General features: G+C 66.5%; 16 protein-coding genes. 5 read left to right on the top strand and 11 right to left on the bottom strand.

Annotation, left to right across the window (positions count from 1 at the left end; translation table 11 throughout):
• Window positions 1-10 precede the first annotated feature (10 nt).
• A complete protein-coding gene (locus ACOZBP_RS00155) occupies window positions 11-1,213 on the bottom strand; it encodes a glycine C-acetyltransferase (RefSeq protein WP_422674439.1) in 1,203 nt (400 codons plus the stop codon).
• A gap of 45 nt (window positions 1,214-1,258) precedes the next feature.
• Window positions 1,259-2,146, bottom strand: a complete 888-nt coding sequence (locus ACOZBP_RS00150) for a DUF4232 domain-containing protein (protein WP_422674438.1) — start codon at window positions 2,144-2,146, stop codon at window positions 1,259-1,261.
• A 129-nt stretch (window positions 2,147-2,275) separates the two neighbouring features.
• Here ACOZBP_RS00150 and ACOZBP_RS00145 point away from each other — a divergent pair, with 129 nt between their 5' ends.
• On the top strand, window positions 2,276-4,351 hold the full coding sequence (locus ACOZBP_RS00145; RefSeq protein WP_422674437.1) for a TonB-dependent receptor: 2,076 nt from the start codon (window positions 2,276-2,278) through the stop codon (window positions 4,349-4,351).
• A gap of 220 nt (window positions 4,352-4,571) precedes the next feature.
• A complete protein-coding gene (locus ACOZBP_RS00140) occupies window positions 4,572-7,106 on the top strand; it encodes a TonB-dependent receptor (RefSeq protein WP_422674436.1) in 2,535 nt (844 codons plus the stop codon).
• 35 nt (window positions 7,107-7,141) lie between these two features.
• Here the strand turns inward: ACOZBP_RS00140 and mce are convergent, their stop codons facing one another.
• The 6 genes from mce to ACOZBP_RS00110 are packed head-to-tail and all read right to left on the bottom strand — an operon-like array spanning window position 7,142 to window position 15,717.
• Window positions 7,142-7,564 carry a methylmalonyl-CoA epimerase gene (gene mce / locus ACOZBP_RS00135; protein ID WP_422674435.1) on the bottom strand — a complete coding sequence of 141 codons (423 nt, stop codon included), beginning with the start codon at window positions 7,562-7,564 and terminating at the stop codon, window positions 7,142-7,144.
• A complete protein-coding gene (scpA, locus tag ACOZBP_RS00130; RefSeq protein ID WP_422674434.1) occupies window positions 7,564-9,735 on the bottom strand; it encodes a methylmalonyl-CoA mutase in 2,172 nt (723 codons plus the stop codon). The genes mce and scpA overlap by 1 nt, the downstream gene beginning before the upstream one ends.
• Window positions 9,732-11,114, bottom strand: coding sequence for a methylmalonyl-CoA mutase family protein (locus tag ACOZBP_RS00125; RefSeq protein WP_422674433.1), 1,383 nt, complete (start codon window positions 11,112-11,114; stop codon window positions 9,732-9,734). The genes scpA and ACOZBP_RS00125 overlap by 4 nt, the downstream gene beginning before the upstream one ends.
• The gene (locus ACOZBP_RS00120) at window positions 11,115-13,091 is read right to left on the bottom strand and encodes an acetyl-CoA carboxylase biotin carboxylase subunit (protein ID WP_422674432.1); all 1,977 of its coding nucleotides are present in this window, start codon (window positions 13,089-13,091) and stop codon (window positions 11,115-11,117) included.
• Between the two features lie 14 nt (window positions 13,092-13,105).
• Complete coding sequence (locus ACOZBP_RS00115; protein WP_422674431.1) at window positions 13,106-14,185, bottom strand: hypothetical protein; 1,080 nt, start codon at window positions 14,183-14,185, stop codon at window positions 13,106-13,108.
• Window positions 14,182-15,717: an acyl-CoA carboxylase subunit beta gene (locus ACOZBP_RS00110; protein ID WP_422674430.1), complete on the bottom strand. Its 1,536-nt coding sequence runs from the start codon at window positions 15,715-15,717 to the stop codon at window positions 14,182-14,184. Before ACOZBP_RS00110 ends, ACOZBP_RS00115 begins: the two co-directional genes overlap by 4 nt.
• Before the next feature lie 131 nt (window positions 15,718-15,848).
• Between ACOZBP_RS00110 and ACOZBP_RS00105 the strand changes: the two genes are divergently transcribed.
• Both ACOZBP_RS00105 and ACOZBP_RS00100 read left to right on the top strand, forming a co-directional pair.
• Complete coding sequence (locus ACOZBP_RS00105; protein WP_422674429.1) at window positions 15,849-17,282, top strand: short-chain fatty acyl-CoA regulator family protein; 1,434 nt, start codon at window positions 15,849-15,851, stop codon at window positions 17,280-17,282.
• 40 nt (window positions 17,283-17,322) lie between these two features.
• The gene (locus ACOZBP_RS00100; RefSeq protein ID WP_422674428.1) at window positions 17,323-17,709 is read left to right on the top strand and encodes a hypothetical protein; all 387 of its coding nucleotides are present in this window, start codon (window positions 17,323-17,325) and stop codon (window positions 17,707-17,709) included.
• A gap of 59 nt (window positions 17,710-17,768) precedes the next feature.
• Here ACOZBP_RS00100 and ACOZBP_RS00095 read toward each other — a convergent pair whose 3' ends face one another.
• Complete coding sequence (locus ACOZBP_RS00095; RefSeq protein WP_422674427.1) at window positions 17,769-19,271, bottom strand: CoA-acylating methylmalonate-semialdehyde dehydrogenase; 1,503 nt, start codon at window positions 19,269-19,271, stop codon at window positions 17,769-17,771.
• Between the two features lie 103 nt (window positions 19,272-19,374).
• On the opposite strand from ACOZBP_RS00095, the gene ACOZBP_RS00090 reads away from it, so the two are divergent.
• Window positions 19,375-20,259, top strand: coding sequence for a LysR family transcriptional regulator (locus tag ACOZBP_RS00090; protein WP_422674425.1), 885 nt, complete (start codon window positions 19,375-19,377; stop codon window positions 20,257-20,259).
• On the opposite strand, the gene ACOZBP_RS00085 is transcribed toward ACOZBP_RS00090, so the two are convergent.
• Window positions 20,256-21,953, bottom strand: coding sequence for a M56 family metallopeptidase (locus ACOZBP_RS00085; protein ID WP_422674424.1), 1,698 nt, complete (start codon window positions 21,951-21,953; stop codon window positions 20,256-20,258). The two genes, ACOZBP_RS00090 and ACOZBP_RS00085, sit on opposite strands and share 4 nt — an antisense overlap.
• On the bottom strand, window positions 21,950-22,324 hold the full coding sequence (locus ACOZBP_RS00080; protein WP_422674423.1) for a BlaI/MecI/CopY family transcriptional regulator: 375 nt from the start codon (window positions 22,322-22,324) through the stop codon (window positions 21,950-21,952). Before ACOZBP_RS00080 ends, ACOZBP_RS00085 begins: the two co-directional genes overlap by 4 nt.
• Window positions 22,325-22,372 lie beyond the last annotated feature (48 nt).

Below are 22,372 nucleotides of genomic sequence, written 5' to 3'. Positions count from 1 at the left end.
ATGTCCGCCATCAAATCACTCCCAGTTCTTTACCAGCCGTCGTGAACGCCGCCACGGCGGCGTCGATCTGTTCAAAGGTGTGGGCCGCCGACATCTGGGTGCGGATGCGGGCCTGACCGCGCGGCACCACCGGGAAGCTGAAGCCGATCACATAGACGCCCAGTTCCAGCATCCGCGCCGCCATGTCCTGCGCCAGCTTGGCGTCGCCCAGCATGACGGGGATGATCGGGTGCTCGCCCGGTTGCAGGGTGAAGCCCGCCGCCGTCATGGCCGAGCGGAAGCGCGCGGCGTTGGCGAACAACTGGGCGCGCAGGGCGTCGCCCTCCTCGCCGCTCGCGATGCGGATGGCCTCGAGGCTGGAGCCGCAGATCGCGGGGGCCAGGGCGTTGGAGAAGAGATAGGGCCGTGCGCGCTGCTTCAGCAGGGCCACGACATTGGCCTTGGCGCAGATGAAGCCGCCCATGGCGCCGCCCAGGGCCTTGCCGAAGGTGCCGGTGACGAAGTCGACCTCGACGCCATTGTGAGCATAGGAGCCGCGCCCCTTGTCGCCCAGGAAACCCGTGGCGTGGCAGTCGTCGACCATGATCAGGGCGCCGTACTGGTCAGCCAGAGCCCGGATCTCCTTCAGCCTGGCGATATAGCCGTCCATCGAGAAGGCGCCGTCGGTGGCGATGATGATCTCGCGCGCGCCGTCGGCCCGGGCCTGCTTCAGCTGGGCCTCCAGGTCGGCCATGTCCGAGGTCGCAAAGCGATAGCGCTTGGCCTTGCACAGGCGCACGCCGTCGATGATCGAGGCGTGGTTGAGGCTGTCCGAGACGATGGCGTCCTCGGCTCCGAACAGGGGCTCGAAGATGCCGCCGTTGGCGTCAAAGGCGGCGGCGAACAGGATGGTGTCTTCAAAGCCGAGGTAGTCGGCGATGGCGCGTTCCAGCTCTTTATGGATTTCAAGGGTGCCGCAGATGAAGCGGACCGAGGCCGTGCCCGCGCCCCACGTCTCCATCGCCTTGATGCCCGCCTGGGTGACGCGCTCGTCCCCGGCGAGGCCGAGATAGTTGTTGGCGCAGAAGTTCAGAACCTCGCGGCCGTTCACCGAGATCACCGGCCCCTGACGCGAGGCGATGACACGCTCGGGCTTGGTCAGGCCCTGGGCGTCGATGTCGGCCAGTTCGGCGGAGATGCGGTCGTAGAAGACCGATGAGGTGCTCTGGGTCATGCTTGCTCCGCTACGCTGAATTCAGGCAGGTTTGAACCCCCGATTTCAGGTCGCGGGGGCAGGACCGGCTGCATCACTGGAAACCGGCCGGAAAGGACTGACACGAATTTGCCGCCCGCACGGCGTCAGGGCCAGCGGCAAGCTGACCAGCGCCGTATCGCCCGGCGTCGTCAGGCGCAGGGTCTTGGCTTCCGGGCAGGTCTTCTCGCCCTCGGCCTCATGCGGCACGACGTTCCAGGCCAGGTCGAAGAAGGCCTTGGTCTGCGGCTTCAGCGGGACCGCCGTGGGCGCTGCATTCTGGGCGAAGTAGTTGCCCGGCTCCTGTACCGCCCTGACCGTGGGCATGGCCCGCCCGCCAGCGTCGGCAAGGGTGACGGTAGGATAGCCGGTCAGGCTACAGGCCTGGGCGCCGACATTCTGCAGCGCCAGGGTCGTGACACGATTGCCCATGCCAGCGTCGCCGCCTTCGACAGACAGCCTCAGGTCAGAACCCACGCAGGGCGTCAGGCTCGACACCGGCTGACCTGGCGCATTCGGCGCCGGAGCCAGGGCTGCGACGGGGCGGCTGCAGCGCTCTATCACCGCGCCGCCCGCCTGATCATTGGGACCCAGGCGGCTGAGGGTCGCGCTCTCCTGCCCGTTCCGGCTGGCGGTCCACCATTCCAGCCCCTGCCCGGCATAGCGGGCGCCGCTGGCCGAGACCGCGCTGGTCATGACGTAGTCGCGCCCGTCGTAGGACACCTGGGCCGTTTGCGTGTCGGGATAGGTAACAGCGATGGTCTTGCCGCTTTCGCAGGCATAGCCCACGGCGGCGGCGGGCTGGCTGACCGGCGCCTCCACAGGCGAGGCGGCGGGCGCGGGCGGCGCTTCCTGCGAACAGGCGGCGGCGGCCAGGCCGAGACAGGACATCAGCACAACGGCGGATCGGGTCATGGGCGTCTCTCTGCAAAGGTTACGACCCAACGCCGCATCCGGCCAAAGGCTCCGCTTGCAAAGAAATCGACCGGAGCAGTTGCATGGTGATACACTATAACATATCAAGTTCGCGACATTGTAACGGGGATGCGTGCCTTGCGACTTCAAACCTTTCTGCTGACCGCCGTCGGGGCCGCCGCCCTCTCGACCTCCGCCTTCGCCGCCGACGATGTGATCCAGACAGCCCGACAGGACGAGCCGACCGAGATCGCCGACGTCGTGGTCCGCGCCCTGCCTCTGGGTCGCGCCGGCGACGACGTGGGTTCGCACGTCGCGCTTCTGAGCGGCGACGAACTGGTTCACCGTCGCCAGTCGACCCTGGGCGATACCCTCAGCGGCATTCCGGGCGTCAACTCCGACACCTTCGGCGGCGGCGCCAGCCGCCCGGTGGTGCGCGGTCAGGCCGCCCCGCGCGTCAAGGTGCTCAGCGAAGGCGCCGGCCTGATGGACGCCTCCGAGGTCTCCCCCGACCACGCCATCTCGGGCGAGCCCCTGTTGCTGGAAGGCATCGAGATTCTGCGCGGTCCTTCGGCCCTGCTCTATGGCGGCGGCGCCATCGGCGGCGCGGTCAACCTGCTGGACAAGAAGATCCCGACGCGCGTGCCGGCCAACGGCGGCGAGGGCGTGGTCGAATACCGTCGCGGCTCGGTCGATAACGAAGAGGCCGGCGTGGTCGGCCTGACGGTCGGGGCGGGCAACTTCGCCGTTCGTGTCGAGGCGGCGGCCCGCAAGGCCGACGATTACAAGGTGCCGGACTGGGACGAACCCCGCCTGGACGGCTCCTACAACGAGACCTCGACCGCGACGCTCGGCGCCTCATACATCGGATCTCGCGGCTATCTGGGCGCGGCCTATACCGAACAGACCAGCCGCTATGGCCTGGCGGGCCACACCCACCAATACGAGGGCTGCCACCCGCACGGCGACCACCTGCACTGCGGCGGCCACGACGATCATGACCACGACGACCATGATCATGAGGAAGGCGAGGAGCACGATCACGACCACGGCGTGCCCGAGGTCCGGCTGAAGAGCCGCCGCGTCGACCTGCGCGGCGAGTTGAGCGATCCTCTGCCCGGCATCGAGAACGTTCGTCTGCGGGCCGGCTACACCGACTATCAACATCAGGAACTGGAAGAAGGCGTCGTCTCGACCACCTTCACCAACGAAGGCTACGACGGCCGCATCGAGGCCCAGCACAAGCCGATCGCCGGCTTCAAGGGCGTGGTCGGCCTGCAACTGAGCAAGAGCGACTTCGCCGCGGTCGGCGAGGAAAGCTTCCTGGCCCCCAGCACGACCAAGAACACCGGCCTGTTCGTGATGGAAGAGTACGAGCTTGGCGACTGGCATTTCGAAGGCGCCCTGCGTCAGGAGTGGCAGGAGGCCTCGGCCCTCGGCCTGGCCGACACCGAGCACAAACCCTTCTCGATCTCGGGCTCGGCGGTCTGGCACTTCATGCCCGGCTGGACCGGCGCGGTGTCGCTGTCGCGTTCGCAGCGCGCGCCTTCGGCTCAGGAAATGTATGCGGACGGCGTCCACCTGGCGACCAACACCTATGAGATCGGCGATAGCAGCCTCGACGTCGAAACGGCCAACGCCCTGGAGCTGACCCTGCGCAAGACGGCGGGGCCCACCACGGCCTCGGTCAGCGCCTATCACTACGCCTACGACGACTACATCTTCGCCCGGACGCTGGATCAATTCGAGGACTTCCGCCTGATCCAGTACAGCCAGGCGGATGCGACCTTCACCGGTCTGGAAGGCGAGGTGCGCCAGCAACTGACGCCCTGGTTGTCGGCCACGGTCTTCGGCGACTATGTGCGCGGCGAACTGAAGGGCGATGGCGGCAACCTGCCCCGCATTCCCGCCGCCCGCCTGGGCGTCCGCGCCGAGGCCTTCGCCGGGCCATGGTCTGGCGACGTCGAATACAGCCGCACCTTCAAGCAGAACGACATCGCCGCTTTCGAAAGCGAGACGCCGGGCTACAACATGGTCAACGCCACCGTGGCCTATGATGTCGATCTGGCGGGCGTGAAGTCCCAGGTCTTCCTACGCGGGACCAACCTGCTTGACGAACTGGCGCTGAACCACGCCTCCTTCCTCGCCGAGACCGCGCCACAGCGTGGCCGAAACCTGGTGCTGGGCGTCCGCGCCCGCTTCTGATTTCCATCAGGACTGAAAAAAGAAGGGGCGGCGTCCGACGGACGCCGCCCCTTCGTTCGTTAGACCATTGTCGAGCCTGTTGTGACATTTCCGCGTCATTACAGGCTGTTAATCTGAACGAGACTCGTCGCCCTTATTCGGCGCACATCGGTCTTCAAGAAGGTCGACGCATCTCACGGGGCGAAGTCGCCCCAAGCCTTCGGTCTATTCAGGACAGTCCATGTCGCCCGTCGCTCTGCTTCTCGCTCTCGCCTCGATAACCCCCAACGCCGAGACCGCTCCGGTGACGACAGGCGCGGTCCAGACCCAGACGACGCCTCCGACCGCCGTTGAAGAGCAGGAGGTCTATGACCTGGGCGAGATCCAGGCCGTCTCGACCCGGCGGCGCGGCGCGGCCCTGGGCGACTACGAGCCCGAACTGGTGCTGGATGAGGAACAGCTGAAGGCCTATGGCGCCAGCAGCATTCAGGAGCTGATGACCCTGCTGGAGCCGGTGACGCGCAGTTCGCGCGGCGGCTCGCCCGTATTTCTCGTCAACGGACGTCGCATCTCGGGCTTCCAGGAAATTCGCGGCATCCCGCCCGAGGCCATCGAACGCACCGAAATCCTGCCGGAAGAGACCGCCCTCTCCTATGGCTACAGCGCCGATCAGCGGGTGGTGAACTTCGTCCTCAAGGCTGACTTCCGCTCCGTGACGATGCAGGCCAGCGTCCGCCGCCCGGATGCAGGCGGCCGCACGGTCACGGATCTGGAAAGCAACGTCCTGCGCATCGCCGGCAAGCAGCGCGCCACGCTGGACCTCGAATACGAAAACGACACGGCCCTGTTCGAAACGGAACGCGACATCCAGCGCGAAGACGGGGAACCGACCGACTACCGAACCATCCTGCCCAAGAGCGAGCAGGGATCGGTCGCCGGATCGCTCGTACGCGACCTGAACGACACCACCGCCCTGACCCTGAGCGCCAGCCTGGATGACACCTCCAGCCTGAGCTACTTTGGTCTGCCTGGCGTCGACCTCATCATCCCCCCCTCGACCGTTCCGGAAGGCCTCTACCTGGACGCGCCAGACTCCCTGTCGCGCACGACGGACACCCGGGCCGGCAAGGTCGGAGCGCTGGTGGACGGCTATCTCGGCGACTGGCGCTGGACCGTGACCGGCGGCTACAATCGCACCGAGACCAAGACCCGCACCGGACGCGGCCTCGACCAGGAGGCGCTGCAAGCCGGCCTGACAGCCGGCACGATCGACCCCTTCGGAGAGGCGAGCCAACTGCCGCTGGCGCCCGTAGACACCGCGCGCTCGGTGTCCAGCAGCGCCAATGTCGAGGCCGTCATCAACGGCACGGCCTGGGAGGGCCCGGCGGGCGCCCTGACCTCGACCTTCAAGGTCGGCTTCGACACCCAGTCGCTGGATTCGGAAAGCCAGCGCTCCAACATCTTTTCCGAGCGGTCGCTGTCGCGCGACCGGACCAGCGCCTCGGGCAATTTCAGCCTGCCGATCGCCAGCCGCGACCGCGAGGTTCTGGGCGCGCTGGGCGACCTGTCCGCCAACCTGAACCTGGCCTATCAGGACCTGTCCGACTTCGGCGGGCTCAGCGCCTACACCCTGGGCCTCAACTGGTCGCCGTGGAGCCCGGTCAACTTCAACATCAGCTGGGCTGACGAGCAGAACGCCCCGTCGATGTCGCAGTTGAACGACCCGATCATCTCGACGCCCAACGTCCCGGTCTATGACTTCGCCACCGGCCAGTCGGTCGACATCCTCCGCATCGAGGGCGGCAATCCCAACCTGTCCGAAGAAACCAAGCAGGTGTTGAAGCTGGGCTTCAACCTGACGCCGCTGAAGGACCGGGACCTCAGGCTGACGGCCAACTACACCCGCACCGAGACCTCGGATTCCATCGCCGCCTTCCCGACCATTACGACGGAGCTAGAGGCGGCTCTGCCTGAACGCTTCATTCGCGACGCGGACGGCGACCTTCTGTCTGTTGATGCCCGTCCGCTGAACTTCGAAAGCGCGATCCAGCAGGAAGTGCGCTGGGGCCTGAACTTCTCGACCCCGTTCGGCAAGCCTGATCCGGCTGCGGCCGCGCGCATGGGCCAACGGGGTCCTGGCGGTGGAGGCGGCGGCGGCCGCGTCACGATGCGCGGCGAAGGCGGCCCGCCTCCTGGCGGCGGCGCCGGCGGACCTCCGCCGGGAGGCGGCATGCGTATGGGACCGGGCGGCGGCGGGCGCGGCTCGCGCGGCCCCACGATGCAGCCGGGCCAAGGCCGCTTCAACCTCTCACTCTATCATACCTACCGCATTCAGGATGAGATCACGATCCGCGACGGCGTGCCGGTCCTGGACCTGCTGGACGGTGCGGCCACGGGCGCGCGGGGCGGCCAGCCGCGCAACGAAGTCCAGTTCCAGATGGGCGTGTTCAAGAGCGGCATGGGCGGCTTCCTGAACGCCAACTGGAAACAATCGACGCGCGTTAGTGGCGGAACCTCGCCCGACGACGACCTGAGCTTCTCGGATCTGACGACCGTCAGCCTGAACCTGTTCGCCGACCTGTCGTCACGTCAGACCTGGGTGGCGAAGTATCCGTGGTTGAGAGGCGCGCGCGTCAGCCTGGGTGTCGACAACCTGTTCGATCAGCGACTGGAGGTGCGCAACGGTCTGGGCGAGACGCCCCTCGCCTATCAGCCCGACTACATCGACCCCCTGGGTCGGACCTTCCGCATCAGCCTGCGCAAGATCCTGTTCTAGAAAAAAGGCCCGGTCAGCGACCGGGCCTTTTGACTTCAGTGCGCCTCTTTCGGCGTTTCCATCAGTTCGATCAGGACGCCACCCATCTCCTTGGGATGCAGGAAGACGACCGGCGTGCCGTGGGCGCCGATGCGGGGCTCGCCCGTGCCCAGGATGGTCACTCCCTTGGCGCGCATCTCGGCGACGGCGGCGTGGATGTCGGCGACCTCGAAGCAGACGTGGTGCTGGCCGCCCTTGGGGTTCTTGGCCAGGAAGCCAGTGATCGGGCTGGTCTCGTCATAGGGCTCGATCAGTTCGATCTGGGCCGTGGGCGTGTCGATAAAGCAGACCTTCACGCCCTGCGCGGGCAAGTCGAAGGGTTCGCCGATCATGGTAGCGCCCAGGATGTCGCGATACAGCTTGATCGAGTCCGCGATCGAAGGCGTGGCGACGCCGACATGGTTCAGGGCGCCGATCATCACTTCACATCCTTGGGTGCGGGCTGGGCGTAGCCCAGACGCAGGTTCAGCTTTTCAATCAGATCCGCCGCCGTGTCGGCGATGACCGAGCCGGGCGGATAGACGGCGGCGGCGCCCATGTCGAGCAGGGGCTGGACGTCGGACGGCGGGATGACCCCGCCGACCACGATCATGATGTCCTCGCGCCCCAGCCTGGCCAGCTCGGCGCGCAGTTCGGGCACCAGCGTCAGGTGTCCCGCCGCCAGAGACGAGGCGCCGACCGCGTGGACGTTCTTCTCCACCGCATCCCTGGCGGCCTCGGCGGGGGTCTGGAACAGCGACCCGGCGGTGACGTCGAAGCCGATGTCGCCGTATCCGGTGGCGACCACCTTCTGACCCCGGTCGTGACCGTCCTGGCCCAGTTTGGCGATCAGGATGCGCGGCGGGCCGCCGTCATTTTCCACAAAGGTCGCCACCATGTCGCGGGCGCGCGCCACCTTGGGATCATCGCCCGCCTCCTTGCCGTAAACGCCTGAGACGGTCTTCACCGTGGCGACGTGACGCCCAAAGGCGGCCTCCAGCGCGTCGGAGATTTCGCCCACCGTGGCCTTGGCGCGCGCAGCCTGAACCGCCAGCTCCAGCAGGTTGGCGTTTCCGCGCGCCCCGGCGGTCAGGGCTTCCAGCGCCGCGTCGGTCGCGGCCTGATCACGCTCGGCGCGCAGGCGCTTCAGCTTCTCGATCTGGGCCGTCAGGACGGCGGCGTTGTCGACCTTCAGCATCGGAATGTCGTCGGGCGTATCGTTCAGATAGCGGTTCACGCCGACCACGGTCTGCTTGCCGGTGTCTATGCGGGCCTGAGTCTTGGCGGCCGCCTCCTCGATGCGCAGCTTGGGAATGCCGGCCTCGATGGCCTTGGCCATGCCGCCCGCCGCCTCGACCTCGGCCATCAGGGCGCGGGCGCGGTTCGCCAGATCATGGGTCAGGCGCTCGACGTAGAAGCTGCCGCCCCAGGGGTCGATGGTGCGGGTCAGGCCCGTCTCCATCTGCAGCAGGATCTGGGTGTTGCGCGCGATCCGGGCCGAGAAGTCGGTCGGCAGGGCCAGGGCTTCGTCCAGGGCGTTGGTGTGCAGGCTCTGGGTCTGACCGCCCGCCGCCGCCATGGCCTCGACCATGGTGCGGGGCACGTTGTTGAACACGTCCTGCGCCGCCAGGCTCCAGCCCGAGGTCTGGCAGTGGGTGCGCAGCGACAGGGACCGCTGGTCCTTGGGCGCAAATTTCTCGGCGACCTTTTCGGCCCACAACAGGCGGCCGGCCCGCATCTTGGCCACCTCCATGAAGTAGTTCATGCCGATGGCCCAGAAGAAGGACAGGCGCGGCGCGAACCGATCCACGTCCATGCCCGCATCGACGCCGGCCTTGATGTATTCCAGACCGTCCGACAGCGTGTAGGCCAGTTCGATCTCGGCCGAGGCCCCCGCCTCCTGCATGTGATAGCCGGAGATCGAAATCGAGTTGAACTTCGGCGTCTCCTGCGCGGTCCACGCAAAGATGTCCGAAATGATCCGCATCGAGGGCGCGGGCGGATAGATGTAGGTGTTGCGGACCATGAACTCCTTCAGAATGTCGTTCTGAATGGTTCCGGTCAGAGCCGCGTGCGGCACGCCCTGTTCTTCCGCCGCTACGACATAGAGCGCCAGGATCGGCAGGACGGCGCCGTTCATGGTCATGGACACCGACATCTGGTCCAGCGGAATGCCGTCGAACAGGGTCCGCATGTCCAGAATGCTGTCGATGGCCACACCGGCCATGCCGACGTCGCCCTTCACCCGCGGGTGGTCGCTGTCATAGCCCCGGTGGGTGGCCAGATCGAAGGCGATCGACAGGCCCTTCTGGCCCGCCGCCAGGTTGCGACGATAGAAGGCGTTGGACTCCTCGGCGGTCGAGAAGCCCGCGTACTGGCGGATCGTCCACGGATTGCCCGCGTACATGGTCGGATAGGGCCCGCGCATATAGGGGGCAAAGCCCGGCAGGCCGTGGATGGCGTCCAGACCGTCCAGCGCCTCGGGACCATAGGACGTCTCGACCGTCAGGCCCTCGGGCGTCAGCCACGGGTCGCGTGTCGGACCTGCGCCGGTCGTGGTCAGGTCAAGCTCGACCTTGGTGAAGTCGGGGAAGCTCCCAAAGGCGTTCATCGGTTCGCCTCCTCGGACGCGATCTCAAAGGGCGCGGCGAAGCGCACCGGGGTCAGAGCGCCGTGGCGCACCGGGACGAAGGCGGGATCAGCAGCCTCGACCGGGGCCGGGCGCGGATCGGGATCGACGTATTTGGTGACGCCGACCATGTGGCGGGCGCCGTCCTTGAGCGCGGCCTCCAGCTGACCACGCGTGCGTTCGACGCGCGGCTGGATCAGGTGGTGCTTCAGGGCGTCGACCACGCCGCCTTCGGCTTCGATCGACTGGAACTCCTTCCAGCCCGCCTCGGCCAGATCGCGGGTGCGGCTGTCCAGGAACCAGGAGCCGGCGGCGGGATCATCGACCCGACCCAGATTGGCCTCTTCCATCAGCACCAGTTGGGTGTTGCGGGCCTGACGGCGGGCGAAGGCGTCGGGAAGGCCCTCGGCGCGGGTGAAGGCGTCCAGCACCACCACATCGGCGCCGCCGACGGCCCCCGCGAACCCGGCCGCGGTCAGGCGCAGCAGGTTGGGCCAGGGATCGCGCGCCGACAGCATCCGCCGCGACGAACGGGCCTCGATGATCGCAGGGGTCTCATGCCCAAAGGCCTTGGAGACGCTGGCCCAGATCAGGCGCATGGCCCGGACCTTGGCCAGGGCGTCGAAATACTCAGCATCGACCGAGACGCCCAGCACCACGCCCTTCAGCGCCTGTTCGGTGCTCAGGCCGGCCAGGACGGCGGCCTTGACGTAGGCCACGGCGCTGGCGGCGGCGAAGGCCAGTTCCTGCCCCGCCGAGCCGCCGGCCTCATGCACCACACGGCCCGACGCCAGGAACAGTCTGGCCTCGGGATAGGTCCCGGCCAGACGCGCGGCGGCCTCAGCCGCCTCGGTCACGGCGGCGTCGATCTCGCCCTCCCCCGCCTCAGCAAAAGCCGAGATCGGGTCGAGGTGGAATTGCAGCTGGGCGCGGGGCGAACCCTTGGCCACGGCCGCCAGAGCCTCGGCGGCCTTCAACCCGTCGAAGCCCGCATCCAGCGCCACCGGCGCCAGTTCCAGCGCGACGCCGTCCAGCGCGGCGGCCAGCAATGTCTCGTCGGTCGTGAACGCGCCCTTCAGCACCACCGAGGCGGCGCCGTTTTCAAGGTCGGTCAGGACGGCGGCGTTGATCACCGCCGCCTCGTCGCCCTCGACCAGGGTGCGTACATCCCACGCCCGCCCCTCGGCGTCCGTCGTGCGCGGCGCGCGCAGCGCCTGCACCCCGGTCGCCTCGGCATAGAGCGGCCGGATGATCAGGCCGTCGGCGTCGAGGTGGAGCAGGCTTTCGATCGCCCGCCCCTTTAGCGCCTTCTCGGCCTGTTCCCGCCATTCCAGCGGGCTCGGCGTGGGAAAGGTCGTCATCTACGCAAACTCCACCAGCACGTCGTCGGCGGCGACCGGATCGCCGGCCTTGGCGCCGACCGCCTTCACCACGCCGTCATGCTCGGCCTTGAGGATGTTCTGCATCTTCATGGCTTCGATGATGGCGACGGTCTCGCCCGACTTGACCTCCTGACCGACCGTCACGGGAATGTCGACGACCAGACCCGGCATGGGCGACAGCACCAGCTTGGAGGTGTCGGCGGCGACCTTTTCCGGCAGGCGCTGATACATGGCGGCGGTGCGCGGGGTCAGGACGCGCACGCGGGCTTTCGCGGCCCGGTGGCGGATGTCGAAGCCGTCCGGCGCGCGCTTGACCTCGGCGGTGAAGGGCTCGTCGTCGAGCACGGCGCGGAACTGGGCCATGCCCGGACGCCAGTCGATTTCCGACAGGGTCAGGTCGCGTTCGTCCAGCGAGATGACCAGATCCTCGGCTTCGTCATAGGCCAGCGACACCTCGTGGGCCTCGCGGTCGATCAGGACGGTCCAGTCGGTGCGTTCCGACGGATCGCCCGCCTGCTCAGCCAGGACCTCGTTCATCGCCGCGGCCACGGTGATGAAGATGTCCTTTTGCTCTTCGCTGGGCTCCAGACCGCGGAAGCCGTCGGGGAACTCGTCCTTGATATAGCTGGTCGACAGCTGGCCGGACTTGAAGCGCTCCTGATCCATCACCGCCGACAGGAAGGGCACGTTGTGGCCGACGCCCGACAGGTGGGTGTCCTCCAGCGCGCGGGCCATGCCGGTGACGGCCGCCTCGCGCGTCTCGCCCCAGGAACACAGCTTGGCGATCATGGGGTCGTAGAACATGCTGATCTCGTCGCCCTCGCGGACGCCTGAATCGTTGCGGACGGTGTAGTCCCCCTGATCGCCCTCTTCCGGCTGCTCATAGCGCACCAGACGGCCGATCGACGGCAGGAAGCCGCGATAGGGGTCTTCAGCGTAGATGCGGCTCTCGATGGCCCAGCCGTTGATCGACAGGTCTTCCTGCTTGAAGGCCATGGTCTCGCCCGCCGCCGAACGGATCATCTGTTCGACCAGATCGACGCCGGTGATCAGCTCCGTCACCGGATGCTCAACCTGCAGACGGGTGTTCATTTCCAGGAAGTAGAAACTGCGGTCCTGACCGGCCACGAACTCGACCGTGCCGGCGCTGTCATAGTTCACGGCCCGCGCCAGGGCGATGGCCTGATCGCCCATGGCCTTGCGCGTGGCGTCGTCCAGCAGAGGCGACGGGGCCTCTTCGATGACCTTCTGGTTGCGGCGCTGGATCGAGCATTCGCGGTCGAACAGCGAGACGATATTGCCGTGCTTGTCGCCCAGCACCTGAATCTCGATGTGGCGCGGATTGACGATGAACTTCTCCAGGAAGACCCGGTCGTCGCCGAACGCGGTCAGGGCCTCGGCCTTCACCGCGGCAAAACCTTCGGCCATGTCGGCGTCGGAATGGGCGACGCGGATGCCCTTGCCGCCGCCGCCGGCGCTGGCCTTGATCATGACCGGATAGCCGATCTCATTGGCGATCTTCACCGCCTCTTCGGTCGATTCAATCAGGCCCATGTGGCCCGGCACGGTCGAGACGCCCGCTTCAGCCGCGAACTTCTTGGACGTGATCTTGTCGCCCATGGCCTCGATGGCGTGCGGGTTGGGGCCGATGAAGGTGATGCCCTCGGCCTCCAGACGACGCGCGAAGACCGGGTTTTCCGACAGGAAGCCGAAGCCGGGGTGGACCGCCTCGGCGCCGGACTGGCGCACCGCGTCCACGATCTTGTCCTGGATCAGATAGGACTGGGCGGCGGGCGACGGGCCGATGTGGATGGTCTCGTCGGCCATCTCGCAGGCCAGCGAACCGGCGTCGGCGTCCGAGTAAACAAGCACCGTCCTGATGCCCATCTTGCGACAGGTCTTGATGATGCGAACCGCGATCTCGCCCCGGTTGGCGATGAGGATTTTGGAGAACATGACTTGTCTCTGGATTATTTGGGCACGCTCTTATCAGCGCCTAAAAGAACGGAAACAGCACCAAGGACGCGATCTAGGGATTCTTTAAGATCATTGTATCGGCTGTCATTTTCCACACCGATTGTTTTCTCGCCCCGACGAATAATGAAATTTCGTTCTGTTTCAGCAAGCTTTTGTACGACAAAAGATGCGCGCTCCGGATTTCCGTACTGAGTCATCAAGTACGCAAGGTACTGAGCTTCAATATTTGTTATTTCATTCTTGTTGGATTTAATGTCCATCTCACAAGAGACATACAACCTAAGAAAGAAAAAAGCCACAAACTGAAGCAGTATACCTACAGGCAACCGCGTCGCGTACTGCCTCCAAAAAGAGGCATCCGAGATCGACTCAGTACCAGATATTACACTCGGACTCACAAGTGGGAGCCCAAGAACTCCTATCGCGAGAAGCGTAGAAACTATACCAATCAGGAGATTGGTTTTCGAGTTTGAAGAAAGCCTATCGCGCTCAGAGCCCAAACGGTTACACATTCGCGTAAACACACCAGAGGACGAATTTACCTCTTCAAGCTTTGCTTCCAGAGTTTCAATTTTCCTCTGGAGCCTCCTAGAACGCGGGAAAGCTCCAGGATAGATCACTTCAGATTCATCATCAGAATAACTGATGTCAGAACCAGCTCTAAGAAAATGGGCCCTACGTGCCTCCATGTAATCAAACGAATGACGACCATAGACTGTAGAATCAACATCCTCTTTGATACCAAATACCCCCCTAAGGGTCGACTTTGCGAACTGGGCACCAAGGATCGTCACAAAACCGATAACTAGAATAACAATCAGGGCGGGAAGACCGACCTGAAGCAGGTCACTTACTATCTTCGAAAAGAAGAACGATAACCTACTGTTTTCATCGGCAGAAAACTGAGCACCGATAAAGCGTTCGATCAGCCAATATCCAGTGGCAATGGCGACTACTGCCCCGCAAGCCCACCCGAGCAATTGCCACCAGAAGCGCCTCTTAGCCATGCGCGCTTCCGCGTCACCGTCAGGCGCTTCATCAACGATTTGATTTTGATTTTGATCTTCCATCATAGCGGGATGTTGTCGTGCTTCTTCCAGGGATTTTCCTGGGTCTTGTTCTTCAGCGTGCGCAGGGCCTTGATCAGGCGACGGCGCGTGCCGTGGGGCATGATGACGTCGTCGATGTAGCCCAGACCGGCCGCCACGAAGGGGTTGGCGAAGCGTTCCTTGTACTCGGCCTCGCGCGCCGCCAGGGCCTCGGGGTCGCCGGCCTCCTTGCGGAAGATGATCTCGACCGCGCCCTTGGCGCCCATGACCGCGATCTCGGCGGTGGGCCAGGCGTAGTTGACGTCGCCGCGCAGGTGCTTGGAGCTCATGACGTCATAGGCGCCGCCATAGGCCTTGCGCGTGATGACCGTCAGCTTCGGCACCGTGGCCTCGGCATAGGCGAACAGCAGCTTGGCGCCGTGCTTGATCAGGGCGCCGTACTCCTGCTTGGTGCCCGGCATGAAGCCCGGCACGTCCACCAGGGTCACCAGCGGGATGTGGAAGGCGTCGCAGAAACGGACGAAGCGCGCGGCCTTGCGGCTGCTGTCGATATCCAGCACCCCCGCCAGCACCTGAGGCTGGTTGGCGACGATGCCGACGGTCTGGCCGTCCAGACGACCGAAGCCGCAGATGATGTTCCTAGCGAAGTCGGCGCCGATCTCGAAGAAGTCGGCCTCATCGACCATCTTCAGGATCAGCTCCTTCATGTCATAGGGCTGGTTCGGATTGGTCGGGATCAGGGTGTCGAGCGACGCCTCGTCGCGATCCGGCTCGTCATAGGAGTCGCGCACCGGCGGCTTTTCGCGGTTCGACAGGGGCAGGAAGCCGATCAGGCGGCGGACCTCCGACAGGGCCTCCAGATCATTCTCGAAGGCGCCGTCGGCGACCCCCGACTTGCCGGCGTGGACGCGGGCGCCGCCCAGGTCCTCGTGGCTGACGACCTCGTTGGTGACGGTCTTCACCACGTCCGGGCCGGTCACGTACATGTAGGACGTGTCCTTCACCATGAAGATGAAGTCGGTGATGGCGGGCGAATAGACGTCGCCGCCCGCGCACGGACCCATGATGACCGAGATCTGCGGGATGACGCCCGAGGCCAGGGTGTTCTGCAAGAAGATGTCGGCGTAACCGGCCAGCGATTCCACGCCTTCCTGAATACGGGCGCCGCCCGCGTCGAACAGGCCGATGATGGGCGCGCCCGCCGTCAGGGCCATCTTCTGGATCTTGACGATCTTGGCCGCGTGCGCGCCCGACAGGGAGCCGCCGAAGACGGTGAAGTCTTTCGAGAAGACATAGACCAGACGGCCGCCGATGGTGCCGCGCCCGGTGACGACGCCGTCGCCCGGAATGCGCTGCTGATCCATGCCGAAGTCGTGGCTGCGATGCTCCACGAACATGTCGGTCTCTTCGAAGCTGCCTTCGTCCAGCAGGACTTCGATCCGTTCGCGCGCGGTCAGCTTGCCCTTGGCGTGCTGGGAGGCGATGCGCTTTTCACCACCGCCCAGTTTGGCGGCGGCGCGGCGGCGTTCAAGCTCCTCGAGGATGGCCTGGCTCATGGTGTGGGCTGCTCCCTGTAATCTTTGGTGATCACTGAGACGCTTCGTTGCAAAAAGGCAATCGCAACTTTGCAAAAAGGGCGTAAGTGCGTAAGCCTGCCAAGGTCGATGGGCTGTTTTGCTAAGTTGCGATGGCGGGAAAACTCTACCTCGGGGCCAAGGTGCGCAAGCTGCGCGAGGCGCGCGGCTGGACGCTGGAAGCCTGCGCCGGGCGGCTGGCCCTGTCGCCTTCCTACCTGTCGCAGATCGAGACCAATCAACGCCCGGCGACGGCGCGGGTTCTGATCGCCCTGACGCGGGCCTTCGACGTGGACGCCAGCCTGTTCGATCTGGACGGCGACGCCCGTCTGATCGCCGACCTGCGCGAGGCCGTCACCGACGTGGCCGGCCACGCCGAGGCCCCCTCGCCCGCCGAGCTGAAGCAGGCGGCGACCAACACGCCCCGGCTGGCGCGTCAGTTCCTGGCCCTGCATCAGGACTATCGCCGGCTGGACGAGCGGCTGAAGACGCTGAACGAGACCCTGGGCCGCGACGAGCGGGCGCAAGCGGCCCCTGCCCTGCCCTATGAGGCGGTGCGCGACTTCTTCCACTATCGCGACAACTACATCGACGTGCTGGATCAGGCGGCGGAGGCTCTGGCGGAGCAGCTGGGGCTGGGCGCGGGCGGTCATCCCGAACGCGATCTGGAAGCGGCGCTGAACGACCTGTGCGGCGTACGACTGGCGACCGGCGACGGGCGCGGGACCATGCGGCGCTTCGATCCGGCGGGGCGCATCCTCTACATCGACGCCAGCCTGCCCGGGGCGACGCGGTGCTTTTTGATGGCGCACCAACTGGTCCTTCTGCGCTTCCACGACCTGATCGAGCATGAGCTGGACCGGGCCGCCTTCGACATTCCCGCCGCGCGCGACGTCTGTCGGGTGGGTCTCGCCAACTATGCGGCGGGGGCCCTGCTGCTGCCCTATCGCCGCTTCCTCGAGGCGGCGCGCGAACTGCGCCACGACGTGGACAGACTGCGCAACCGCTTCCACGTCAGCTTCGAACAGGTCTGCCACCGGCTCAGCACCCTGCAACGCCCCGGCTGGCGCGGCGTGCCCTTCTACTTTGCGCGGGTGGACATGGCCGGTAACATCACCAAGCGGCACAGCGCCACGCGGTTCCAGTTCGCCCGCTTCGGCGGCGCCTGCCCCCTGTGGAACGTGCACGAAGCCTTCGGCGCGCCAGACCGCACCCTGGTCAATCTGTCGGAGATGCCGGACGGCTCTCGCTATATCTGCATCGCCAAGAGCGTGTCCAAGCCGGGCGGCTCCTACCTCGAACCCGATCGCCGCTATGCCCTGGGCCTCGGCTGCGAGATCGAACACGCCCGAGCGCTGGTCTATACAGAAGGCCTGGATCTGAACGGACCGCCGACCCGCATGGGCGTCAGTTGCCGCATCTGCGAACGAACTGATTGCACCCAGCGCGCCTTTCCACCGATCGACCGAATCCTGCGCGTTCCGGAAAACAGCCGAGGCGTGATACCCTATTCTCTGGAAGCCGATCCTCGCCTTGAGGCGTTGTAGACACCGTCAGCTCTATCGGCTGCATGAAGGAAACTGCCGTATGCGCCATATCCTCCTTGCCGTCGCCGCCGTCTCCGCCCTTGTCGCCTCAGGAGCGGCGGAGGCAGAAACCGTCAAGGTGACGATCAACCTCGACATCCCTGTGTCCTGCGGCGCTCGCCTGATCGAGGCGGTCCCCGTGGGCGACCGGGTCGAGGTCGCCGTCCGACGAACCTGCAACACGCCCCACGCCCTGACCTTGAGCGGCCCCGGCATGGACAAGGCCTCGGTGACGGAACTGAATTCACGCGCCGTCCGTCCGGCGGAACAGGCCGTATTCAGGCACACGGCTCTGACGAGCGACACCACCGATCGGTTCGTGATCGAAGGGGCTGCCGACGTCGCCAAAACCGCCGCTGGCCTGCAGGTCGCCATCGGCGCTCTCTGAACAAAAAAGGCCGGCGCCGGAGACCTCCGACGCCGGCCCAAACCTCGACGCGTTCGTCGTCAGCCCATCGTGGGGATGACGAAGGAGCTGTCCCCGTGCTCCAGTTCGCTGTCAGGCCAGCGGGCCGTGACCGTCTTGGTCTTGGTCCAGAAGCGCAGACCTTCCATGCCGTGCTGGTTGATGTCACCGAAGGCCGAGCGCTTCCAGCCGCCGAACGAGTGATAGGCCACCGGCACCGGGATCGGCACGTTGATGCCGACCATGCCGACGTTGACGCGGGCGGCGAAGTCGCGAGCCGCACGGCCGTTCTGAGTGAAGATGGCGACGCCGTTGCCGTACTGGTGCTTCGACGGCAGGCTCAGCGCCTCCTCGAAGCTGGCGGCCCGCATGATCTGCAGCACCGGGCCGAAGATCTCTTCCCTGTAGGATTCCATCTCCGGCTTGACGTGGTCGAACAGCGACGGGCCGATGAAGAAGCCCTTCTCGTGACCCTGCAGGCTGAACTCGCGGCCGTCGACGACCAGTTCGGCGCCTTCTTCCACGCCCTTGTTGATCCAGCCCAGGACCTTGTCCTTGTGGGTCTGGGTGACGACCGGGCCGTAGTGGGCCTCGGCGTCGGTCGAGACGCCGACGCGCAGATTGGGGATTTCCGAAACCAGACGCTCGCGCAGTTCGTCGGCGGTGCGCTGGCCGACCGGCACCACCACCGGCAGGGCCATGCAGCGCTCGCCGGCCGAGCCATAGGCTGCGCCGGTCAGGTCCTTGATGACCTGATCCATGTCGGCGTCGGGCAGGACGATGCCGTGGTTCTTGGCGCCGCCCATGGCCTGGACGCGTTTCCCGTGCTGAGCGCCCATCTGATAGACGTAGTGGGCGATGTCGGACGAACCGACGAAGCTGACGGCGTGGACGTCGGGGTGGGTCAGGATGGCGTCGACCGCGGTCTTGTCGCCGTGTACGACGTTCAGCACGCCAGCGGGGGCGCCCGCCTCCATCATCAGCTCGCCCAGACGCACCGGCAGCGACGGATCACGCTCTGACGGCTTGAGGATGAAGGTGTTGCCGACCGCGATGGCCATGCCGAACATCCACATCGGGATCATGCCGGGGAAGTTGAACGGGGTGATGCCCGCCACCACGCCCAGCGGCTGGCGCATGGAATAGACGTCGATGCCGGGACCGGCGCCTTGCGTGTATTCGCCCTTCAGCGCGTGCGGGATGCCGCAGGCGAATTCGATGACTTCCAGACCGCGCTGGATGTCGCCCTTGGAGTCGGCGATGACCTTGCCGTGTTCCGAGGACAGCAGCTCGGCCAGCTCGTTCATATTGGCCTCGACCAGGCGCTTGAACTCGAACATCACGCGGGCGCGGCGCTGCGGGTTGGTGCTGGACCAGCCTTCGAAGGCGGCCTGGGCGGCCTGCACCGCGCGGTCCATCTCGCTGACGGTCGCCAGCTGGACACGGGCCTGAACCTCGCCGGTGTTGGGGTTGAACACGTCGCCGAAACGACCCGATGCGCCGTCGAAGGCCGCACCGTCGATGAAGTGGCGAATGTCGCGCATGGAGGCGTTTCCCTGTGATGTCGTTGTTCGTTCCAGCATGGCCTAGCAGACTGGCACGCCGCCACCCATTGCAATCTTGCATCCTATGCTGTGCATTCCTGCAATGTTCGACTGGGACGACGTTCGCATCTTCATCGCCGCCGCCCGCGCCGGCTCACTGGCGACCGCGGCCCAGCGGCTGGGCATAGACGCGGCCACGGTCGGGCGGCGCGTGGCCCGGCTGGAGACAGCGCTGAAGTCGACCCTGGTGGTGCGCTCGGCCTCTGGCCTGCTGCTGACGGCGGCCGGGGCGCAACTGCTGGAGACGGCGCTGGACGCCGAGAGCGCCATGGAGGCCGCCGAGCGGGTGACGCGGCCCGACCTGGTCGCCGGCACGGTGCGCATCAGCGCCTCGGAAGGCTTCGGCGGCGCCGTCCTGGCCCCCGCCCTGCCCGAACTGCTGACGGCGCATCCGGGACTGAACATCGAACTGGCCGCCAGTTCCGGCTTCCTCTCGCCCAGCCGGCGTGAGGTGGACATGGCCATCACCCTGAGCCCCGCCGCCAGCCCGCGCCTGATCGTCGAGCCGCTGACGCCCTATCAACTGGCGCTCTACGCCGCGCCCGAGCACGTCGCCCGGCATGGCGCGCCCGACAGCGTGGACGACCTGCCCCGCTTCGACATCGTCGGCTATGTCGACGATCTGATCTATGCGTCCGAACTGCATTACCTGGACGAGATCCGCCCCAACCTGCGCCCGCGGCTGGCCTCCTCCTCGATCCGAGCGCAGCGGGACATGATCGCGGCGGGCGGCGGGATCGGGGTCCTGCCCTGCTTCCTGGCCGAGGGCCTGACGCGGGTCCTGCCCGATCAGGTGCTGATCGAGCGCCGCTTCTGGCTCAGCACCCACCGCGAGGTTCACGGCATGGCGCGGCTGAAGGCGGCGCGGCGCTGGATCAAGACCCTGTGCCGCGACGCCGCCGAACGCCTGTCGCCCTATGGCGCCTAGGTCGGGCGCTTGGCCCTGTTCGCCATTTCATCGGCGTTGCGGTCCATCTCGGCGGCGCGTTCCACCAGCTTGGGACTGAGGGCGAGCAGTTCGGCGTCGGTAACCGCATTGCCTTGCTCGCGGTTTTTGGCGACCTGCTCGGCGCGATAGGCGGGATCGCGCAGACGGGCGGCCTCCTGACGCATGGTTTCTGCGCCTCGACGCATATGCTCGGCGCCCCTGCCCATCTGCTCACGCGCCTGAACATGAGCGCGAGCGGCGAGCACACGGGCCTCCTCGCCCTGCCGACGAGCCACAATCGCTTGAGCCCGCGCTTGCTCGCCCTGTTGACGCGCGACAACCGCGTCAGCGCGAACCTGCGCCGCCTGGCGACGCGCCTCTTCGCCCTGGCGACGGGCGACAACCGCTTGAACGCGTGCTTCTGCGGCCTGTTGGCGGACCTCGACGCTCTGCTGACGCGCCTCTGCGGCCTGGACGCGAGCTTGGCGAGCGACTTCGCGCGCCGCCTCGGCCTGGGCCCGCTGCTCCGGCGTGCTGTTCTCTGAATAGAAGCCGGTCGAGGAATAGGTGTAGCTGACGCGGCTGGGCGGGGCCGGAGGTGCGGGTGGCGCTGGCGGCGCAGGCGGCGCGACAGCCGGAGGCGGCGGCGGCGCGGGGGGCGCCGGCTGGACCCGGAACGACGGCGGGGGCGGCGGGGCCGGAGGCGCTGGCGGGGCCGGCGGCGGGGCATAGGCCGAGGCCTGCTCCCTCAGTTCCAGGGCCGCCAGCGGCGTGGCGACGACGGCAAGCGCGGCGACGGTCAGGGCGACCACCAGCGGGCGGCGACGAGCAGAGGTGTTCGTCATGATGCAGGCGATCCTTTTCTCAAGCGTGTGGGTGTCGGCGGCCATGGCCGTCGCGGGATAGGATGAGGGATGGGCGGCCAGTCGGACCAGGACGCGGGCGTAGTCCCGGCGATCCACCGTCCGCACGGCTTCGGCGTCGGCGGCTTCTTCGGAGGTCTCGGCCAGGACGGCGGACAGCCGCCAGACCAGGGGATTGAACCAGAACAGGGCCAGCGCCAGCCGCGACAGGATCAGAAAGACCCAGTCCTTGCGGCGCAGGTGGGCCATTTCGTGGGCCAGGACGGCGGCGGCGGTCTGCGGTTCGGCCAGGCTGGCGGGGTCCAGAACGATGACGCCCGGCGCGACGCCCCAGCTCAGCGGGCTGGACACCCGGTCGCTGCTGACAAGACGTGGGCGAGCAGCGGGGGCCAGCGGCTCCAGCGGCTTGCGCCAGGTCAGACACTTGACCGCCCGCCCCTGCTCGGTCCAGCGGCTGAGGGTGCGAAGGCCCAGCAGCAGCCGCCCCACGACCGCCACAGCCCCCAGAAGCCAGAATCCCGCAGCGACCGTCGCCAGCGTCGGCCACGACAGTTGCGCCGAGACGGCCACGCCCGCGACCGGCCCGACCTCGCCCGCCCACAGCGGCGTCGTGGGCGTCGAAGCGACAGCCGGAACCGCCGGCAGCAGCGCCAGTTCGACGGCGGGCAAGACTGCGACCAGCACCGGCAGGGCCAGCAACAGGCAGACGGTCGCGCGCAGAATGTCCACGCGGTCGGCCGCCCGACGCGCCACGAAGCGCGCGACGATCAGACCGCTGAGCGTGATCAGGCTGGACTTGACCAGCAGCGACAGAAACAGGGCCAGGGTCATGGCTGACGCTCCACCGCTTCGTCGATGGCGCGCTCCAGGGCGGCGGCCTCATCAGCGGTCAGGCGCTGGCCCAGTCCCAGGAGGGCGGTGGCGGCGCTGGCGGCGGAGCCAGCGAAGAAGGTGTCGATCATCCGCTGCAGGGCGCCGGCGGCGACAGTCTCCGTGCGGGGCACGGGGCGATAGACGAAGCCGTCCGTTCCCGCCTCGCGCTCGACCAGTCCCTTGGTCTCCAGGCGGGCCAGCAGGGTGCGGACGGCGGAATCGCTGAGCGTGTCGGTCAGGGCGTTGCGCACCCCTGCGGCGGTGCCGGTTTCCAGACGACACAGGGTCTCGAACACTTCGCGTTCGCGTCTGGGCAGGGACTCGATCACTGGGACACTCCGCATCGGTTGACGCTACATTTGTAGCGCTACATGCGT

Source organism: Brevundimonas sp. NPDC058933 (genome assembly GCF_049315965.1).
Taxonomy (GTDB): Bacteria; Pseudomonadota; Alphaproteobacteria; order Caulobacterales; family Caulobacteraceae; genus Brevundimonas.
Note: the sequence above shows the minus strand (reverse complement) of the source record. Positions and strands in the feature narration are given on the sequence as shown.

Excerpts from the sequence above, each read along its gene's own strand:
- ACOZBP_RS00155 (WP_422674439.1), bottom strand. The coding sequence starts at position 1,213 with ATGACCCAGAGCACCTCATCGGTCTTCTACGACCGCATCTCCGCCGAA.
- ACOZBP_RS00150 (WP_422674438.1), bottom strand. The coding sequence starts at position 2,146 with ATGACCCGATCCGCCGTTGTGCTGATGTCCTGTCTCGGCCTGGCCGCC.
- ACOZBP_RS00145 (WP_422674437.1), top strand. The coding sequence starts at position 2,276 with ATGCGTGCCTTGCGACTTCAAACCTTTCTGCTGACCGCCGTCGGGGCC.
- ACOZBP_RS00140 (WP_422674436.1), top strand. The coding sequence starts at position 4,572 with ATGTCGCCCGTCGCTCTGCTTCTCGCTCTCGCCTCGATAACCCCCAAC.
- mce (WP_422674435.1), bottom strand. The coding sequence starts at position 7,564 with ATGATCGGCGCCCTGAACCATGTCGGCGTCGCCACGCCTTCGATCGCG.
- scpA (WP_422674434.1), bottom strand. The coding sequence starts at position 9,735 with ATGAACGCCTTTGGGAGCTTCCCCGACTTCACCAAGGTCGAGCTTGAC.
- ACOZBP_RS00125 (WP_422674433.1), bottom strand. The coding sequence starts at position 11,114 with ATGACGACCTTTCCCACGCCGAGCCCGCTGGAATGGCGGGAACAGGCC.
- ACOZBP_RS00120 (WP_422674432.1), bottom strand. The coding sequence starts at position 13,091 with ATGTTCTCCAAAATCCTCATCGCCAACCGGGGCGAGATCGCGGTTCGC.
- ACOZBP_RS00115 (WP_422674431.1), bottom strand. The coding sequence starts at position 14,185 with ATGATGGAAGATCAAAATCAAAATCAAATCGTTGATGAAGCGCCTGAC.
- ACOZBP_RS00110 (WP_422674430.1), bottom strand. The coding sequence starts at position 15,717 with ATGAGCCAGGCCATCCTCGAGGAGCTTGAACGCCGCCGCGCCGCCGCC.
- ACOZBP_RS00105 (WP_422674429.1), top strand. The coding sequence starts at position 15,849 with ATGGCGGGAAAACTCTACCTCGGGGCCAAGGTGCGCAAGCTGCGCGAG.
- ACOZBP_RS00100 (WP_422674428.1), top strand. The coding sequence starts at position 17,323 with ATGCGCCATATCCTCCTTGCCGTCGCCGCCGTCTCCGCCCTTGTCGCC.
- ACOZBP_RS00095 (WP_422674427.1), bottom strand. The coding sequence starts at position 19,271 with ATGCGCGACATTCGCCACTTCATCGACGGTGCGGCCTTCGACGGCGCA.
- ACOZBP_RS00090 (WP_422674425.1), top strand. The coding sequence starts at position 19,375 with ATGTTCGACTGGGACGACGTTCGCATCTTCATCGCCGCCGCCCGCGCC.
- ACOZBP_RS00085 (WP_422674424.1), bottom strand. The coding sequence starts at position 21,953 with ATGACCCTGGCCCTGTTTCTGTCGCTGCTGGTCAAGTCCAGCCTGATC.